Annotated in this window: 15 protein-coding genes; 9 read left to right on the top strand and 6 right to left on the bottom strand. The window is 73.4% G+C overall.

Annotated elements, in window-relative coordinates:
- Nucleotides 1-14 precede the first annotated feature (14 nt).
- The 5 genes from katG to EJF31_RS05435 all read right to left on the bottom strand — a co-directional run bounded on the left by katG (nt 15) and on the right by EJF31_RS05435 (nt 5,255).
- Entirely contained in the window at nt 15-2,204 is a 2,190-nt protein-coding gene (gene katG / locus EJF31_RS05455) for a catalase/peroxidase HPI (RefSeq protein ID WP_185736150.1), read from the bottom strand.
- A gap of 91 nt (nt 2,205-2,295) precedes the next feature.
- Complete coding sequence (locus tag EJF31_RS05450; RefSeq protein ID WP_125036114.1) at nt 2,296-2,715, bottom strand: Fur family transcriptional regulator; 420 nt, start codon at nt 2,713-2,715, stop codon at nt 2,296-2,298.
- A gap of 31 nt (nt 2,716-2,746) precedes the next feature.
- The gene (locus tag EJF31_RS05445) at nt 2,747-3,622 is read right to left on the bottom strand and encodes a universal stress protein (RefSeq protein ID WP_125036113.1); all 876 of its coding nucleotides are present in this window, start codon (nt 3,620-3,622) and stop codon (nt 2,747-2,749) included.
- 51 nt (nt 3,623-3,673) lie between these two features.
- Nucleotides 3,674-4,258 (bottom strand): HPP family protein, encoded by a 585-nt coding sequence (locus EJF31_RS05440; RefSeq protein ID WP_125036112.1) that lies wholly within the window; start codon nt 4,256-4,258, stop codon nt 3,674-3,676.
- A gap of 91 nt (nt 4,259-4,349) precedes the next feature.
- On the bottom strand, nt 4,350-5,255 hold the full coding sequence (locus EJF31_RS05435; RefSeq protein WP_125036111.1) for a universal stress protein: 906 nt from the start codon (nt 5,253-5,255) through the stop codon (nt 4,350-4,352).
- A gap of 166 nt (nt 5,256-5,421) precedes the next feature.
- Between EJF31_RS05435 and EJF31_RS05430 the strand changes: the two genes are divergently transcribed.
- Genes EJF31_RS05430 through EJF31_RS05420 form a run of 3 tightly spaced genes read left to right on the top strand, consistent with a single transcriptional unit; the run spans nt 5,422 to nt 7,994 of the window.
- Nucleotides 5,422-6,486: an NAD(P)-dependent alcohol dehydrogenase gene (locus EJF31_RS05430; protein ID WP_125036110.1), complete on the top strand. Its 1,065-nt coding sequence runs from the start codon at nt 5,422-5,424 to the stop codon at nt 6,484-6,486.
- 27 nt (nt 6,487-6,513) lie between these two features.
- Nucleotides 6,514-7,452: a universal stress protein gene (locus EJF31_RS05425; protein WP_125036109.1), complete on the top strand. Its 939-nt coding sequence runs from the start codon at nt 6,514-6,516 to the stop codon at nt 7,450-7,452.
- A 5-nt stretch (nt 7,453-7,457) separates the two neighbouring features.
- Nucleotides 7,458-7,994, top strand: coding sequence for a flavodoxin domain-containing protein (locus EJF31_RS05420; protein WP_125036108.1), 537 nt, complete (start codon nt 7,458-7,460; stop codon nt 7,992-7,994).
- On the opposite strand, the gene EJF31_RS05415 is transcribed toward EJF31_RS05420, so the two are convergent.
- Nucleotides 7,984-10,701: a cation-transporting P-type ATPase gene (locus EJF31_RS05415; RefSeq protein ID WP_125036107.1), complete on the bottom strand. Its 2,718-nt coding sequence runs from the start codon at nt 10,699-10,701 to the stop codon at nt 7,984-7,986. The two genes, EJF31_RS05420 and EJF31_RS05415, sit on opposite strands and share 11 nt — an antisense overlap.
- 166 nt (nt 10,702-10,867) lie before the next feature.
- Here EJF31_RS05415 and EJF31_RS05410 point away from each other — a divergent pair, with 166 nt between their 5' ends.
- From EJF31_RS05410 to EJF31_RS05385, 6 genes are all read left to right on the top strand, one after another.
- The gene (locus EJF31_RS05410; protein ID WP_125036106.1) at nt 10,868-12,253 is read left to right on the top strand and encodes an MBL fold metallo-hydrolase RNA specificity domain-containing protein; all 1,386 of its coding nucleotides are present in this window, start codon (nt 10,868-10,870) and stop codon (nt 12,251-12,253) included.
- A 42-nt stretch (nt 12,254-12,295) separates the two neighbouring features.
- Nucleotides 12,296-12,757 carry a universal stress protein gene (locus EJF31_RS05405; protein WP_125036105.1) on the top strand — a complete coding sequence of 154 codons (462 nt, stop codon included), beginning with the start codon at nt 12,296-12,298 and terminating at the stop codon, nt 12,755-12,757.
- Between the two features lie 9 nt (nt 12,758-12,766).
- Nucleotides 12,767-13,609, top strand: coding sequence for a universal stress protein (locus tag EJF31_RS05400; RefSeq protein ID WP_125036104.1), 843 nt, complete (start codon nt 12,767-12,769; stop codon nt 13,607-13,609).
- Nucleotides 13,610-13,704: 95 nt separating this feature from the next.
- The gene (locus tag EJF31_RS05395) at nt 13,705-14,913 is read left to right on the top strand and encodes an NAD(P)/FAD-dependent oxidoreductase (protein ID WP_125036103.1); all 1,209 of its coding nucleotides are present in this window, start codon (nt 13,705-13,707) and stop codon (nt 14,911-14,913) included.
- Nucleotides 14,910-15,794 (top strand): universal stress protein, encoded by an 885-nt coding sequence (locus tag EJF31_RS21765; protein ID WP_185736149.1) that lies wholly within the window; start codon nt 14,910-14,912, stop codon nt 15,792-15,794. The genes EJF31_RS05395 and EJF31_RS21765 overlap by 4 nt, the downstream gene beginning before the upstream one ends.
- Before the next feature lie 94 nt (nt 15,795-15,888).
- A complete protein-coding gene (locus tag EJF31_RS05385; protein ID WP_125036102.1) occupies nt 15,889-16,536 on the top strand; it encodes a response regulator transcription factor in 648 nt (215 codons plus the stop codon).
- Nucleotides 16,537-16,540: the final 4 nt, after the last annotated feature.

Raw genomic sequence — 16,540 nt, 5'->3', positions numbered from 1 at the left:
GGTGGGTCAGTCGGTCAGGCCACGTCGTACCGGTCGAGGTCCATGACCCGCGACCAGGCGGCGACGAAGTCGTGCACGAACTTCTCCCGGGCGTCGTCGCTCGCGTAGACCTCCGCGAGGGCCCGGAGCTCGGAGTTGGAGCCGAACACGAGGTCGGCGCGCGTCCCGGTCCAGGTCGTCTCACCGGCGGCGTTGCGGGCCTCGAAGACCTCCTGCGAGTCGTCGACCGCCGACCACGTCGTGCCCAGCTCGAGCAGGTTCACGAAGAAGTCGTTGGTCAGCGAGCCGGGGGTGGTGGTGAGGACACCGTGGCGCGACTGGCCGGCGTTGGCGCCCAGGACCCGGAGCCCGCCGACCAGCACGGTCATCTCGGGAGCGCTGAGGGTCAGCAGGTTGGCCCGGTCGAGCAGGAGGTACTCCGCCGGCAGCCGCTGGCCCTTGCCCTGGTAGTTGCGGAAGCCGTCGGCCGTGGGCTCGAGCGCCGCGAAGGACTCGACGTCGGTGTCCTCCTGGGAGGCGTCCGCGCGCCCGGGGGTGAACGGGACGACGACGTCGTGACCGGCGTTGCGGGCGGCCTGCTCGACACCGGCACATCCCGCCAGCACGATCAGGTCGGCCAGCGAGACCTGCGCCCCGCCACTGGCGTTGAACGCCGCCTGCACGCCCTCGAGGGTGCGCAGGACGGTCGCCAGCTGCTCGGGGTCGTTGACCTCCCAGGTGTTCTGGGGCTCGAGGCGGACCCGCGCGCCGTTGGCGCCGCCGCGCTTGTCGCTGCCCCGGAAGGTGGAGGCCGAGGCCCAGGCGGTGGAGACCAGCTGCGCGACCGTGAGCCCGGAGTCGAGGACCTGGGCCTTCAGCGCCGCGATGTCCTCGGCGCCGATGGTCCTGCCCGTGACCTCAGGGATCGGGTCCTGCCACAGCAGCCGCTCCTGCGGCACCTCGGGGCCGAGGTAGCGCTGGATCGGTCCCATGTCGCGGTGGGTCAGCTTGAACCAGGCGCGGGCGAACGCGTCGGCGAACTCCTCGGGGTGCTCGTGGAAGCGCCGCGAGATCGGCTCGTAGATCGGGTCGAACCGCAGCGACAGGTCGGTCGTGAGCATCGTCGGAGGACGCATGGCCGAGCCCGCGTCGGGACCCGGGACGGTGCCCGCTCCAGCGCCGTCCTTCGGCTGCCACTGGTGCGCTCCCGCAGGGCTCTTGGTGAGCTCCCACTCGAAGCCGAAGAGGTGGTCGAAGAAGCCGTTGCTCCACTGGGTCGGGGTGGAGGTCCAGGTGACCTCGAGCCCGCTGGTGATCGCGTCGGCGCCCTTGCCGGTGCCGAAGGAGTTCTTCCAGCCCAGGCCCATCTCCTCCAGCGGCGCGCCCTCGGGCTCGTCGCCGACGTACTGGTCGGGGTCGGCGGCACCGTGAGTCTTGCCGAACGTGTGGCCGCCCGCGATGAGGGCCACGGTCTCCTCGTCGTTCATGGCCATCCGGCGGAACGTCTCGCGGATGTCGCGAGCGGCGGCCAGCGGGTCGGGGTTGCCGTGGGGGCCCTCGGGGTTGACGTAGATGAGGCCCATCTGGACCGCGGCGAGGGGGTCCTCCAGTTCGCGGTCGCCGGTGTAGCGCTCGTCGCCGAGCCACTCGGTCTCGGGGCCCCAGTAGACGTCCTCGTCGGGCTCCCAGACGTCCTCGCGGCCACCGGCGAAGCCGAAGGGCTTGAAGCCCATCGACTCCAGCGCCACGTTGCCGGTCAGGATCATCAGGTCGGCCCAGGAGATGCTCTGGCCGTACTTCTTCTTCACCGGCCACAGCAGGCGGCGGGCCTTGTCGAGGTTGCCGTTGTCCGGCCAGCTGTTGAGCGGCGCGAAGCGCTGCATGCCGGCCCCGGCGCCGCCGCGACCGTCGCGGATCCGGTAGGTGCCGGCGCTGTGCCAGGCCATCCGGATCATGAACGGGCCGTAGTGGCCGAAGTCGGCCGGCCACCAGTCCTGCGACGTGGTGAGGACCTCGGTGATGTCCTGCTTCAGCGCGGCGAGGTCGAGGCTGTTGAACGCCGCGGCGTAGTCGAAGTCGTCGCCGAGCGGGTTGGCCACGGCGGGGTTCTTGGCGAGGATCTTGAGGTTCAGGCGGTCGGGCCACCAGCCCCGGTTGCCACCGCCCTGCGTCGGGTGGGGCGCGCGGTCGTGAGCGACCGGGCAGCCGCCCTCGCTCTCGTTCATCTCTCCAACTACGGCATCGGGCTGATCAGACACGGGAGGGCCTTTCCGGTTGACGTGAGGTTCGTTCGGGGTGCTGCGTTCTGGTGCTGGATCAGGTGGAGCAGTCGGGGCACAGGCCCCGGTAGACGACCTCGGCCTCGTCGATGGAGAAGCCGTGGTCGTCGGACGCGGTGAGGCAGGGGGTGTCGCCGACGGCACAGTCGACGTCGGCGATGGCGCCGCAGGCGCGGCACACGACATGGTGGTGGTTGTCCCCGACCCGCGACTCGTAGCGGGCGACCGAGCCCGGCGGCTGGATCCTGCGGACCAGCCCGGCGTCGGTCAGCGCGCGCAGGACGTCGTACACCGCCTGGTGGGAGACGTCGGCCAGGTGCTGGCGCACCACGGAGATGATCGAGTCCGTGTGGGCGTGCGCGTGGTCGTGCACCGCGGTGAGCACCGCGACGCGGGGCCGGGTCACCCGCAGGCCGGCCTCGCGCAGCATGCGCTCGACGTCCTGGGGGGTGGGCATGACCGCAGTCTGCCGCGTTTTCTGGAATGGTTCAAGAAGCGGGGTCGGGGGTTCCGGACGGGACGACGGCCACCGGGCAGGGGGCGTGGGTGACGACCTGGCGCTCGGCGTCGCCGCGGACGACCCGGGAGATCCACGAGTGGACGTGCGAGCCCATCACCAGCAGGGCCTGGCCACGACCGGCCCGGACCACGGCCTCCTCGATCCGGCCCCGGTCGACGTCGATGGTGGTCACCACGTCGGGGTAGCGGTCGGCGAAGCCGGCACTGGCCTCGCTGATGCGGCGCTTCTGCTCGTCGGCGGACTCGCTCGCCGAGCCGAGCACGCAGCCCAGGATCGTCAGGGGGAGGCCCCGCAGGGCCGCCTGCCGGTAGGCGAAGTCCAGGGTGTCGCGCCGTCCTTCGCGGTCGTCGACGGCGACGACCACGCCGCCCGTCGCGTCCGGTCGGTCCGGCTGCTGGTCCGGCACGACGACCAGGGGGCACAGGGTCCGCCCCACCAGGGCCCGGCTCACCGAGCCCAGCACGAACGTGCCGAGCTGACCGGGCCCGCGGGAGCCCACGACGACCAGTGCGGCGCCGGCGGACGCGTCGACGAGGGCGGCGACGGGAGCGGCGGGCACGGCCTGCTCGTGCACGTCGGCCCCGAACGCGCCGTCGAGGAGGACGCGGTGCGCCCGGCGGGTGACCTGGTGGCCGCCGCTGCGGAGCGAGGTGTCGGCGGCACCGCGGCCGGACGGCACGACGCCGGTGGCGTGCAGGACGGTGAGGCCCCGGTGCTCCAAGGCGGCCTGGTCGGCCGCCCAGGCCAGGGCGCGGTCACTCGTGGCGGTGTCGTCGACCCCGACCACGATCGTTCCCGACGTGCGCAGCGAGGCGCTCGGTGCGGTGTCCGGTGAGATGTTCATGGCGACCCTGCTCCTTCCTGACGTTGCTGACCCGGCCGGCTCGGCCGTGGGTCACCGGAACTGGACGGCCACGACTCCCGGGACCGTCGAGGCGAGCGCGCGCACGATGGCCCGCTCCCGTTCGTCGTCCGGCCCGTCGGCGATCACGACGCCGTCGACCACCTCGAGCAGCCAGCCGTCGTCGAGCCCGTCGAGGAGGTCGTCGAGCTCGGCCTCGATCCGGTCGTCGCTGCGGGCCAGTGTCCTGATGACGTCGCGCCTGCTCACGACGCCCACCAGCACCCCGTCGTCCACGACGGGGAGGCTCTTCACCGACGTGCTCGTCATGAGGTCGGTGGCCTCGGCGAGGTCGGCCCAGGAGGAGACCGTCACGGGGTGGCGGCTCATGACCTGCGCGGCCCGCGTGAAGGTCGGCTCCCGGGTGAGCGAGCGCGGTGTCTCGTGCGCACGGGCGTCGTGCGGCACGGCCACCAGGATCACGTCCGCCTCGCTGATCACCCCGACCATGTGACCGTGGCCGTCCACCACCGGCAGCGAGGTCACGCTGCGCTCGTCGAGCAACCGGGCCACCTGCTTGAGCGGCGTGTCCGCGGTCACGGTGACGGCGGGCGATGTCATCACGTCGCGTACCAACATGGTCGGGCCTCCTGTCGAGGGTTCGGTTCCTGCTCCCAGCACACCGGGTCGCGGACCCGGACGGCAGGGTCCGGAGGCCCGCCGCACAGGGTCACTCGGCCCGGCGCCAGCCCCGATGCTTGTCGGAGGGGGCGACCAGGAGCACGGGGCACTCGGCCGCGCGGAGCACGGTCCGGGCCACCGGTCCCAGGTGCGAGCCCATGGGCACCAGCGGGTCGTGGCGGCCGACGACGACCAGGACCGACGTCCGGGAGGCCTCGACCAGCGAGTCTGCCGGGCGCCCGTGCTGGGTCTCGATGGTGACCGGGACGTCGCCGAAGTCGGCGTGGAGCTCGTCCACGACCGACTTGAGCTCCTGGGCCACCTCGGTCGCCCAGCCGGCGCTGCCGACGCGGTCCATCTCGATGTCGTCGAAGTAGCCCGGGGACCACCAGGTGTGGACCACGCGCAGCGTCGCCCGACGGCACCGGGCCTCGGCCAGGGCCTGGCGCAGGATGTCGTGGCCACGCGCCGGTACGTCGACCCCCACGGTGACGACGGGGTCCGGGCCGTCGACGGGGGCCCAGCCCTCGGGGACGACGGCCACGGGTGTGTGGGCGTGCGCGGCCACGCCGCTGGACGTCGACCGCGTCACGATCCGGTCCAGGCGGGACAGGTCCCGGCGCTGCAGCACGACCAGCCGGCTCTCGGCGCTCACGTCGACGATGCTCTGGACGACCGGGCCGCGGATCAGCGTGCCGCTGACCTCGACCTGGTCCCCGAGGACGTTGGTCGCGTGCTCGACGGCCAGGCGGAGCGTCTCGTCGGCGAGCTTCTCCGCCGTACCGAAGTCAAGGAGAGCGTTCTCCGGGCCGGTGAGGCTCACGTGGTAGGCGTGCAGGATCTCCAGCCCGGACCCTCGTGTGGTCGCCTCCCTGGCCGCGAAGTGCAGGGCGGCGTCGAAGTTCTCCGGGTCGTCGACGGCGACGAGGACGGGCAGGGCGGATCGGTCGGTCATGGCTTCCTCCTGGGACGTTGCCCCACGGTCTCCCGCGTCCGCGGCGGTCCTCTAGGGACCAACGTCCCGTCTCGGTGGCCCTCCGCCTCTGCAGCGCTCCGGGCCCGGCTCGCGAGGCTGGGGACGACCGGCCGAACCGGGTCGGGAGCGACGGAAGGACGGGCAGATGCGCGCGCTGCGGTTGAAGGCATGGAAGAGCGATCCCGTGCTGGAGGAGGTGCCCGTCCCGAGCCCAGGCCCGGGCGAGGTCCTGGTCCAGGTGGGGGCCGCGGGCGCCTGCCACTCCGACCTGCACCTGATGCGGGAGTTCGACGAGGGACTCCTGCCGTGGGCGCCCCCCTTCACGCTCGGCCACGAGAACGCCGGCTGGGTGCACACGCTCGGCGAGGGCGTCACGGGCCTGGAGCCCGGCCAGCCCGTCGCCGTGGTCGGCGCCTGGGGCTGCGGGACCTGCAGCCGGTGCCTCGACGGCCTCGAGACCTACTGCGAACGGCCGGACCTGGCGCCCGTGCCCGGAGGTGGGGGCGGCCTCGGCCTGGACGGCGGGATGGCGGAGTACCTGCTGGTCCCGGGTGCCCGGCACCTGGTCCCGCTCCCGGAGGGGCTCGACCCGGTGCAGGCAGCGCCCCTGACCGACGCCGGCCTCACGCCGTACCACGCGGTGCGGCGGTCGGCCGCGAAGCTCGTGCCCGGCGCCACCGCCGTCGTCATCGGTGCCGGCGGCCTCGGTCACCTGGGGGTCCAGGTGCTCCGGGCCACGACGGCTGCCCGGGTGGTGGTCGTGGACCCGCGTGACGCCGCCCGCGACCTGGCCGTCGCCTCCGGCGCGGACCACGCGTTCGCTCCCGGACCCGACACGGTCCAGGCGATCCGCGAGCTCACCGGGGGAGTGGGCGCCGACGTGGTCCTCGACTTCGTCGGGTCCGACGACACGCTGGGACTGGCCGCGGCGAGCATGCGGCAGGTCGGCGACCTGACCATCGTCGGCATCGCCGGCGGCACGTTGCCGGTGTCGTTCTTCGGCCTGCCCTACGAGGTGAGCGTCCAGACGACGTACTGGGGCAACCGGCGCGAGCTCGTGGAGGTCCTCGACCTCGGCGCGCGCGGCCTGCTCCGCGCCGAGACCACGCTGTTCACCCTCGACGACGCCGCCGAGGCCTACCGCCAGCTCGAGCACGGCACGATCCGGGGCCGGGCCGTGGTCGTCCCCAACGACAGCTACCGGGCCTGACCGGCCGACGCCAGCGAGGAGCAGACCATGTCCGAGAAACTGGGCAACGGCATCGTTGTCGGCACCAACGGCAGCGCCGGGAGCGCCAGGGCGGTCCAGTACGCCGCCCTCGAGGCAGAACGGCTCGGGGTGGGGCTGGACATCGTCCACGTCCTCCCGGACTTCACGGCGCTCGCACCCACCACCGACATCTTCCCGACGGACCTCGACAGCGACGTCGAGGCGATCGGTCGAACCCTGCTCCAGCAGGCCGCCGACGCGGCCGCGGGACACGCCGGGACCGTGCAGTGCCGCCAGCTCCTGCGCGTCGGACGGACCGTGCCGACCCTGGTGGACGTGGCACGTGACGCCCGGATGATCGTGCTGGGACACGAGACGGTGACGCCGCTCCGGCGGATCTACACGGGCGCGGTCACGATGGGCGTCATGGCGCGCGCCGGCAGTCCGGTCGTCTCCGTCCCGGCGGACTGGAGCCCGCCGACCGGCCCGGGGCGCGTCGTCGTCGGGCTGAAGTCGTCCCGCCACTCCGCCGAGCTCCTCGCCGCCGCCTTCCGGCAGGCATCGGCGCGCGGGGCGAGGCTGGTGGTCGTGCACGCCTGGTCCCTGCCGAACATGTATGACGACCGCATCGTCACCCGCACCCGCGAGGCGGCCTGGACGGCCGCCGCGACCGGGGACGTCGAGGAGCTCCTCGCGGGCGAGCGGGCACAGTTCCCGCACGTGGACGTCGAGGTCAGGTCGGTCCACGACCAGGCCGTGCACGCCCTCCTCGAGGAGGTCGAGGGCCCGGACCTGCTGGTGCTGGTCCGGCGGGCCCACGGATTCCCGCCGGCGGCCAACCTCGGGAGCACGGCGCGAGCGCTCCTGCAGCGGTCGCCCTGCCCCGTGCTGGTGCTGCCGGCCCAGGACGTGATCGCCGAGGTCCAGGACCTGGAGCTCGAAGCCGCCGGTGCACGGGAGGAGTGAGCACGATGCGCACCGTGATCGTCTACGAGTCGATGTTCGGCAACACCGAGCACGTGGCCAGGGCCGTCGCGGCGGGCTTCGAGTCAGCCGGGTCCGAGACCGCGGTGCTCGACGTCGCCGCGGCCGGTCCAGGGGTCCTCGCCGACTGCGACGTCCTGGTGGTCGGAGGCCCCACGCACGGCTTCTCGATGAGCCGCCGGTCGACCCGCGACAGCGCCGTGCAGCAGGGTGCCGCTCCCGCGCACGCCCCGACCGGCCTCCGGGAGTGGCTCGACGGCCTCGACGAGGCCGGGAAGCCGCACGTGGCGGCCGCCGTCTTCGACACCCGCATCGACAAGGTGCGGCACCTGCCCGGGTCGGCGGCCCGCCGTGCCGCCAAGCGGCTGCGGCGTCGCGGGCTCGTGATGCTGGACCATCCCACGAGCTTCTACGTGACCGACCTCAAGGGGCCGCTGGCCGACGGCGAGACCGAGCGCGCGCACGCGTGGGGGCGGCGGCTCGCGGAGATGGCGGGAGCGACGCCCGCGGGCATCACGCCCTGACCGAGCGGCGTCGCCAGCGGTAGAGCTCGTCGACGCCCCAGACGACGACGGGGAAGGTGGCGAGCGCCAGCACCTGCGCGACGCCCAGCGGGCGCGTGTCGAGCAGGTCCTGGAGGGCCGGCGTGTAGAGCACCAGGGCGGTGAGCGCGAGCTCGAAGGCGATGCCCAGGAGCAGCAGCGGGTTGGTCAGGAACCCGATGCGGAACAGCGAGACCCGGTCGGTGCGCGCGGCCATCGCGGTGCCGACCTGGCAGGCGACGATCCCGGCGAACGTCATCGAGGTCGCCTCGAGATAGCGCTCGTGGAACCGGGTCCCGGGGGCCACGGAGTCACCCGGTCGCCAGCCGCCCGACCACAGCACCCCGAGGAAACCGGCGGTCACGAGGACCGCGGACGTGATGCCCAGCAGGGCCCACGCGCGCAGCAGCATCTGGCGGGTGATGATCCCCTCGCTCCGCCGGCGCGGGGGACGCGCCATGATGCCGGGCTCCTCGGCCTCGCGGCCCAGCGCGAGCGCGGGCAGCGTCTCGGTCCCGAGGTCGATGAGGAGGATCTGGGTCACCGTCAGCCCCAAGGGGATCGCCCCGCCGGAGAGCGCGAACAGCAGGAAGGGCACGATCTCCGGGATCGCGTGGGCGAAGATGTAGAGGATGAACTTGCGGACGTTGTCGTAGACGCGACGTCCCGCCTGCACCGCACCGATGATCGTGGCGAAGTCGTCGTCGGTGAGCACCATGGTCGCGGCCTCGCGGGCGACGTCGGTCCCCGACCGCCCCATCGCCACGCCGATGTCCGCCCGGCGGAGGGCCGGGGCGTCGTTCACGCCGTCGCCCGTCATGGCCACCACGTGCCCGAGCGCCTGGAGCCGCGAGGCGATCCGGAGCTTGTCCTCGGGCGTGTTCCTGGCGAAGACGATCTCGCGCCCCGAGCCCAGCATCGCGTCGACCTCGTCGTCGGCCATCGCCTCGAGCTCGGACCCGTTGACCACGTGCGGGCGGCCGTGCCCGGCCCCGATGCCGGCCCCCAGCGCGATCGCCCCGGCCGTTCGTCCGTTGTCACCGGTGATGACGTGCACGGTGATGCCCGCACGGTGGGCCCGCACGATGGCGTCCGGTACGGCGTCCCGCAGCGGGTCGGTCAGGGCGGCGAACCCGACGAGCGTGAGCGACCGCTCGAGTGACTCCCGGTCGCCTTCCGGGTCGTCGTCGTCCGGTCCGAGCTGCCGGACCGCACAGGCGAGCAGCCGGAGCCCCTGGTCGGCGAGGCGGTCGAGCCGGAGCGCGACGTCGGCACGGTCGGTGGGCGTCCACGCCTGCGACCGACCTTCCTCGTCGAGGACCGCGTCGCACAGCTCGAGGACCGACTCGGGCGCACCCTTGGTGCACAGCTGGCGGCCGGCGCCGCCCACGACCACCACCGACATCCGTCGCAGGCGTGGGTCGAAGTGGAAGGTGCGCGTCACCGTGCCGCCGTCGTCGGGGACGCCGAGGCGGTCGGCCCCCTTCAGCAGGGCCAGCTCGGTGGGGTCGCCGTGCCCGGACCCGGGGTCGGCGCTCGTGCACCGCCGCAGCACCGTCGCCATCGCCTCCGCGGTCGCGTCATGGGGAGCGGAGCGGCCGGACGGCCCCCAGAGGCTGTGCACCTGCATCCGGTTCTGGGTGAGCGTGCCGGTCTTGTCGGTGCAGATCACGTCCGTGGACCCGAGCGTCTCGACGGCGCTGAGGCGCTTGACGAGCCCGCCGCGCCGGGCCAGCTCGGCGACCCCCACGGCCAGCGCGAGGGTGATGGTCGGGAGGAGGCCCTCGGGGACGTTGGCGACCAGCAGCCCGATCGCGAAGACGGCGGCGTCGCCCAGCCCCAGGCCGGCCAGCACGCCGAGGGGGAGGAAGGCCAGCCCGACACCGACGGCCACCGCGGCGATCAGCCAGGCCACCCGGCGTACCTGTTGCTCGAGCGGGCTCGACTCGTGGCTGGTCCGGCTGCTCAGCCCGGCGATGCGGCCGAGCTCGGTCACCATGCCGGTGTGCACGACCACTGCCCGGGCCTCCCCGGACGTGCAGGTGGTCCCGGAGAGCAGGACGTCGCCCGCGTCGACCAGCCTCCGCTGCGGATCGGCCCCGGCCTGGCGCAGGGCGGGGGCGGACTCGCCGGTGACCGCGGACAGGTCGCACTCGACGGCACCCGTGACGATCTTGGCGTCCGCGCAGATGGCGACGCCTTCCTCCACGACGAGGAGGTCGCCGGGCACGACCTGGCGTGCCTCCACCGAGAGCTCCCGGCCGCCGCGGACCACCGTGGCGTGCGGGGGGAGGTACTGCGCGAGCGCCGCGACCGCATGCTCGGCGTGCCGCTCCTGGCCGAGCGCGAAGGCCGCGTTGATGCCGATGACGCAGGTGATCGCGACAGCCAGGGTTGCCCCTTGGGTGGCGGCCGCGAGGACGGCCGCGGCCCAGAGCAGCAGGGCGAGCGGGTGGGTGAGCTGGCGCACCAGGGCGCGGAGCAGGCCCGACGTCCTCGCCACCGACAGCTCGTTGGGGCCGCTCTCGACGAGGCGGCGCGCCGCCTCGTCCTGGCTGAGGCCGTCGGGGCCGGACCCCAGTCGGTCGACGACGGTCGCCGCGTCCCGGAGCAGGAGGTCCGCCGGGTCGTCGTCCACCGAATCCACGGCGGGACCGATCAGCGGTGCTCGTGGCTGCTGGTCCGGCATCGCGCCTCCTCCGTGGCCAGTCTGGGGCCCGCGGCCGGTCGCGCCAATGGCCCCCAACGGATGACCAAGGACCCTGTCGGGCGCGGCAAACGCTCGCGAGGGTGGTCTCACGAACAGTCCCGAGAGCGGAGGCAGTCATGGATGTGCGCGGACCCGAGGCACCGCGATGAGCGCCAGCCCGTTCCTCACCTTCCTGGGCGCCGCGGGCACCGTGACCGGGAGCCGGTTCGCCGTCGACCTCGGCGACGAGCGGGTGATGGTCGACGCCGGCCTCTACCAGGGACTCCCGGACTTCCGGCGACGGAACTGGGAGGAGCTGCCGATCCCCGCGTCGAGCATCGAGGGGCTGGCCCTGACGCACGCCCACCTCGACCACTGCGGCTTCCTCCCGCGACTCGTGCGCGACGGGTTCTCGGGCCCCATCGTGTGCACCCGCGAGACGGCCCAGCTGGCGGAGATCGTGCTGCGGGACAGCGCCCACCTGCAGGCCGAGGACGCCGGCTACGCCAACCGCTCGGGCTACAGCAAGCACCACCCGGCCCTGCCCCTCTACGACGACACCGACGTCGAGAAGACCCTGCCGCTCTTCGAGCCGGTCGAGTACGGCGTGCCGACCGACCTCGCCCGGGACGTGCGGGGGACGCTCAGTCCCGCCGGGCACATCCTCGGCTCGTCGACCGTGCTCCTGGAGGCGGGTCCGGCGCGCGTCCTGTTCACCGGCGACCTGGGCCGGGACCGGCACCCGTTGCTGCTGCCGCCGGCAGCTCCGGCGCCCGCGGACGTGATGGTGATCGAGTCGACGTACGGCGACCGCCGGCACCCCGACCCGGACCCCGAGCACCTCGCGGCCGCCATCCGGCGCACCGTCGGTCGGGGCGGATCGGTGCTCATCCCGGCCTTCGCGGTCGACCGCACCGAGCTGGTGCTCGTCGCGCTCCACCGCCTCACCCAGGACGGCCGGGTGCCGCGGCTGCCGGTGTTCGTCGACAGCCCGATGGCCCTGGCCACGCTCGACGTCTACCGCCGCGCGGTCTCCGCACCCTCCCCGCAGCTGCGGCCGGAGGCACGGGTCCTGCTCGAGGCGCTCGACGGGCTGGACCTGCGGGCCGTGCGTGACCCCGAGCACTCGATGCGGCTCAACCGGCCGTCGTTCCCCTGCATCGTCATCTCCGCGTCCGGCATGGCCGCCGGCGGCCGGGTCGTGCACCACCTCGCCCACCAGCTGCCCGACAGCCGCAACACCGTCATCCTGACCGGCTACCAGGCCGAGGGGACCCGGGGACGCCAGCTCCTGGACGGGGTCCGGCAGGTCAAGATCCACGGGCGCTACGTCCCGGTGCGGGCCGAGGTCGTCCAGGTCGACGACTTCTCGGTGCACGCCGACGCCGAGGACATGACCGCGTGGCTGGGCCGGGCCACCGAGCCGCCCAGCACGGTGTACGTCGTCCACGGCGAGCCGAGTGCGGCCGAGGCGATGGCGCAGCGGGTGCGGGACGAGCTCGGCTGGTGCGCCGTCGTACCGCGCCTGGGTGAGCGGGTCCGGCTCGACTGACGGGCCGAAACAACATGAGCGGGGAACCAGAGGGAGACGATCATGACGGAGCGGGACGACGCGGCGCGCGGACGCGTGGTGGTCGGCGTCGACGGCTCGGACTCGAGCATCCAGGCCCTGACCTGGGCCCTCGAGGTCGCGACGGCCGGGGGCCGGACGGTCCACGTCGTGACCGCGTGGCCCGAGCCGGGAGAGGTCTTCATCCACGAGGTGCCGGGCCACTTCTGTGAGACGCGCGCCCGGGCGGTGCTGGTGCAGCGCGAGGCCCTCGACATCGCCCTGGAGCGCGCGGGGCGACGACCCGTCGCCATCACGGTGGACGTGGCGAACGCCCGTCCGGTCGACGTCCTGGTGCGCGCCGCCCGGCGGGGAGACCTGCTCGTGGTCGGCGCTCCGCGACCCACCATCCCGCCTCGCCACCACGACCAGGTCGGCGAGAGCTGCTCGCGCCTGTCACCGTGCCCGGTGGTCGTCGTCGAACCGACCCCGACCGCCGTCGGCTGAGGAGCCACGATGAGCAGCGAGATGCCGCGCCCCGTGCTCGCCGCCGTCGGGACCCAGGACCAGCTGGACGCCCTGCTGGACGCCGCCTCCGTCGAGGCCGCAGCGCGGAGGAGCGACGTCGTGCTGGTGCACGCCGCGTCGGGTCCCGGCCTGCTCGTCCCGACGTCTCCCGACCGGCTGCCCCTCGCCGACCCGCCGGGGCGCCAGGCCGCGCTCTCCCGCCTGTACCGCGCCGAGCAACGCCTGCGCGAACGGACCCAGGGGCAGGTGGCCGTCACCACGGAGCTGCTGGAGGGCTCGGTCGTCGGGGGCGTGGTGGAACGCAGCAGCGAGGCCTCCGTCGTGGTCGTGCAGCGGGGGCCCGAGCACCACGGCCGGCTCACCGCGCTGGCCCACCTGGGCGGGATCGCCGCCAGGTCGCAGGTGCCGGTCCTGTGCGTCCCGTCGGCCTGGCGCCGCAAGGAGTGGGACGAGCGACCTGTCTGCGTCGGAGTGGAGCCCGAACCCGCCCTCTCCGTGGTGCGCACCGCCCTCGAGATGGCCCAGCGCACCACCGGCACGCTGCGGCTGGTCTGCGTCGTGGAGGACCCGGCGTACGTCGAGACGACCCTGCGCGGACGGGTCGCCCCGGTGCTGGAGGAGTTCCCGGACGTGGCTGCCCAGGTGGTGGCCTGGCGTGGTCGGCCGGTCGACGCGCTGCTCTCGGAGTCACGCGAGTGCTCCGCGCTCGTCCTGGGTCGGCACCACCACCTCCTGCCCGTCGGCAGCCACCTGGGACCGGTCGTGTGCGCCCTGCTCCGGGAGGCCGCGTGTCCGGTGCTGGTCGTCGACCCGACCGGCTCGGCCGGGTGACGTTGGTCCTCCGGACGGTGCCCGAAGCGCCCTGACGCGGGCGGTCCGGGCCCGCGAGAGTCGAAGCACCCGGACGACCACAGGAGGTCTTGACCATGTCCACGAACGTCCTCGTGCTCGGCAGCAACTTCGGCGGCCTCACGGCGGCGCTGGCGCTCAAGAGCGAGCTCGGCCCCGACGTCGACGTCACCGTCGTCTCGCCGTCGGACCGGTTCGTCTTCACCCCGTCGCTCATCTGGGTGCCCTTCGGGAAGCGCACCTTCGAGGACATCAGCTTCCGCGTCGACCGGACGCTCGACGCACACGGTGTCCACTTCGTCCACGAGGCCGCCACGCGCATCGACCCGGTCGCGCAGACCGTCGTCACCGAGTCCGGAGCCAGCCACGACTACGACTACCTCGTCCTGGCCACCGGCTTCCGCAACGACCTCGACACGGTCCCCGGGATCGGTCTGGGTGGGCACGCCTCGACGATCACCACCGTGCCGGACGCCTTCGCGGCCGCGCGCGACTGGACCCGCTTCCTGGAGGACCCCGGTGACGTCGTGATCGGCGCGACCCAGGGGGCCGGGTGCTTCGGCGCGGCGTACGAGTTCCTCTTCAACACCGCCTACCGGTTGAAGCGGGCCGGGCTCGACAAGAAGGTCAAGCTCACCTACGTCACCGCCGAGCCGTTCCTGGGGCACTTCGGCATCGGCGGCCTGCCGCACGGCGAGCAGTTGCTGGGGATGTTCACGCGGATGAACGGGATCGAGACGATCACGAACGCGGCCATGGAGTCGGTCGACGAGCGGTCCCTGCGGCTGTCCGACGGACGCACCCTCGACTTCGCCTGGGCCATGGTGGTCCCGGCGTTCCGGGGGCAGGACGTCGTCAGCGCCGTGGACGGACTGACCGACGACCGGGGCTTCGTGGCCGTCCACGACACCTACCAGTCCCTCAAGTACCCCCACGTGTACGCCGTGGGCGTGGCCGCTGCCGTCGACGTCCCCTGGACCACGGCGGTGCCGGTCGGCGTCCCGAAGACGGGGTTCCCGACCGAGCAGCAGGCGCACGCGGCGGCGAGCAACATCGTCGCCCAGGTCCGCGGGGAGGAGCCGATGGTGCACAAGGCCTTCGGGGACATCCCGGCGCTCTGCGTGATGGACGCCGGCAACAACGGCGTCATCATCCTGGCCGACAAGATGATGCCCCCACGCAAGCACGGGGTGCTGATCCCCGGCCCGCAGGCCCACGCGTTCAAGCTGGCCTTCGAGAAGTACTTCCTCTGGAAGAGCAAGCACGGCTACGTGGGGCTCCCGTGACAGGCATCGAGGTCCGCCCCGGCAGCATCGTCGTCGGGGTCGACGGATCGACCTCCTCGACCCGGGCCGTGGCCTGGGCGGCGGAGCAGGCGTCGCTGGAGCACCGCCCGCTCACCCTCCTGCACACCATCGGGGCGGCCGCCACCACCTGGGCCGGGGAGCCGGGCGTGGACCGTGGAGCGGTGCTCGAGGCGCTGGTCACCGACGGCCACGCGCTGCTCGCGACCGCCCGGGCTGCGGTCCTGGACCATGCTCCCGGCGTCGACGTCCACGAGTGCGTCGTCCTCGGCGATCCCCGCGGAGCCCTGCTGGAGGCCGCGTCCGACGCGGCCCTGCTCGTGGTCGGGTCGCGCGGGCGGGGACCCGTGGCCAGCCTGCTGCTCGGCTCGGTCGGCGTCGCGCTGACCCGCCACCCGACCTGCCCCGTGGTGGTGGTCCGTCCCGGGAACCCCGGGCTGGAGCGGCACGGCGTGCTCGTCGGCATCGACGGGACGCAGCATTCCGCCGGGACCCTCGAGTTCGCCTACCGGCAGGCCTCCACGCACGGCCTCCCGCTGACGGTCATGCACTGCCCGGCGGTCGACCTCGCCGCGTCCGCCGCCACGGACGCCGAGCGCAACGCCCGGCTGCACGAGGCCCGCCTGCTCCTGGCGCGGACGGTGAAGGACATGGCCGAGAAGTTCCCGGACGTGCCGGTGCACACCGAGCTGTGCCGCGGCCGGCCCGACGAGTGCCTGGTCCGCGAGGGATCACGCATGCACCTGGTGGTCATCGGCGCCCACCACGGCGGCGCCGTGTCCGGCGTGCTGTTCGGCACCATCACCGCAGCGGTGGTCGAGCACGCGTCGAGCCCCGTGGCCGTCGTGCCGGCGCCCGTGTGAGGGGACCTTGGTCCCGCCTTCACGGGCCGGGAGTCGGGGGGAGCGGGACCTCGTGCTCCTCCCGTCGACACCCCGACCTTGGTCGAATGGGCCCATGACCGACTCCCCGAAGATCACGGTGTTCCTGCTCGACGACCACGAGGTGGTCCGGGCGGGCCTGCGCAGCATGCTCGAGGCGACGGGGGAGATCACCGTGATCGGGGAGTCGGGCTCGGCCGAGGAGGCGGCCAGCCGCATCCCGGCGCTGCGCCCCGACGTCGCGGTCCTGGACGCCCGCCTCCCCGACGGCTCCGGCATCGAGGTGTGCCGGACCATCCGGTCGGTCGACCCCGACCTGCGGGCGCTGATCCTCACGTCGTACGACGACGACGACGCCCTCTTCTCCGCGATCATGGCGGGGGCCGCCGGCTACGTCCTCAAGGAGGTACGCCGCGGCGACCTCGTCAACGCCATCCGGCTGGTCGCCGCCGGCCAGTCGCTCATCGACCCCGCCCTGACCGTGCGGGTCCTCGACCGGGTGCGCTCCGGCCCCCAGGTCGCCTCCGAGCTCCAGGGGCTGACCGAGCAGGAGATCAAGGTCCTCGGGTTCATCGCCGAGGGGCTCACCAACCGGCAGATCGGCGAGCGGCTCTTCCTGGCGGAGAAGACGGTGAAGAACTACGTCTCCACGATCCTGGCCAAGCTCGGTCTGGAACGACGCACCCAGGCGGCCGTGCTCGCCACGAAGCTGCTCGGCAGCTGAGCGG

The organism is Nocardioides sp. LS1 (assembly GCF_003865225.1).
Classification (GTDB): Bacteria; Actinomycetota; Actinomycetes; order Propionibacteriales; family Nocardioidaceae; genus Nocardioides; species Nocardioides ginsengisegetis.
Note: the sequence above shows the minus strand (reverse complement) of the source record. Positions and strands in the feature narration are given on the sequence as shown.

What these genes read in the sequence shown, in the direction of transcription:
- katG (WP_185736150.1), bottom strand. Translation starts at nt 2,204, where the DNA reads ATGAACGAGAGCGAGGGCGGCTGCCCGGTCGCTCACGACCGCGCGCCC.
- EJF31_RS05450 (WP_125036114.1), bottom strand. Translation starts at nt 2,715, where the DNA reads ATGCCCACCCCCCAGGACGTCGAGCGCATGCTGCGCGAGGCCGGCCTG.
- EJF31_RS05445 (WP_125036113.1), bottom strand. Translation starts at nt 3,622, where the DNA reads ATGAACATCTCACCGGACACCGCACCGAGCGCCTCGCTGCGCACGTCG.
- EJF31_RS05440 (WP_125036112.1), bottom strand. Translation starts at nt 4,258, where the DNA reads ATGTTGGTACGCGACGTGATGACATCGCCCGCCGTCACCGTGACCGCG.
- EJF31_RS05435 (WP_125036111.1), bottom strand. Translation starts at nt 5,255, where the DNA reads ATGACCGACCGATCCGCCCTGCCCGTCCTCGTCGCCGTCGACGACCCG.
- EJF31_RS05430 (WP_125036110.1), top strand. Translation starts at nt 5,422, where the DNA reads ATGCGCGCGCTGCGGTTGAAGGCATGGAAGAGCGATCCCGTGCTGGAG.
- EJF31_RS05425 (WP_125036109.1), top strand. Translation starts at nt 6,514, where the DNA reads ATGTCCGAGAAACTGGGCAACGGCATCGTTGTCGGCACCAACGGCAGC.
- EJF31_RS05420 (WP_125036108.1), top strand. Translation starts at nt 7,458, where the DNA reads ATGCGCACCGTGATCGTCTACGAGTCGATGTTCGGCAACACCGAGCAC.
- EJF31_RS05415 (WP_125036107.1), bottom strand. Translation starts at nt 10,701, where the DNA reads ATGCCGGACCAGCAGCCACGAGCACCGCTGATCGGTCCCGCCGTGGAT.
- EJF31_RS05410 (WP_125036106.1), top strand. Translation starts at nt 10,868, where the DNA reads ATGAGCGCCAGCCCGTTCCTCACCTTCCTGGGCGCCGCGGGCACCGTG.
- EJF31_RS05405 (WP_125036105.1), top strand. Translation starts at nt 12,296, where the DNA reads ATGACGGAGCGGGACGACGCGGCGCGCGGACGCGTGGTGGTCGGCGTC.
- EJF31_RS05400 (WP_125036104.1), top strand. Translation starts at nt 12,767, where the DNA reads ATGAGCAGCGAGATGCCGCGCCCCGTGCTCGCCGCCGTCGGGACCCAG.
- EJF31_RS05395 (WP_125036103.1), top strand. Translation starts at nt 13,705, where the DNA reads ATGTCCACGAACGTCCTCGTGCTCGGCAGCAACTTCGGCGGCCTCACG.
- EJF31_RS05385 (WP_125036102.1), top strand. Translation starts at nt 15,889, where the DNA reads ATGACCGACTCCCCGAAGATCACGGTGTTCCTGCTCGACGACCACGAG.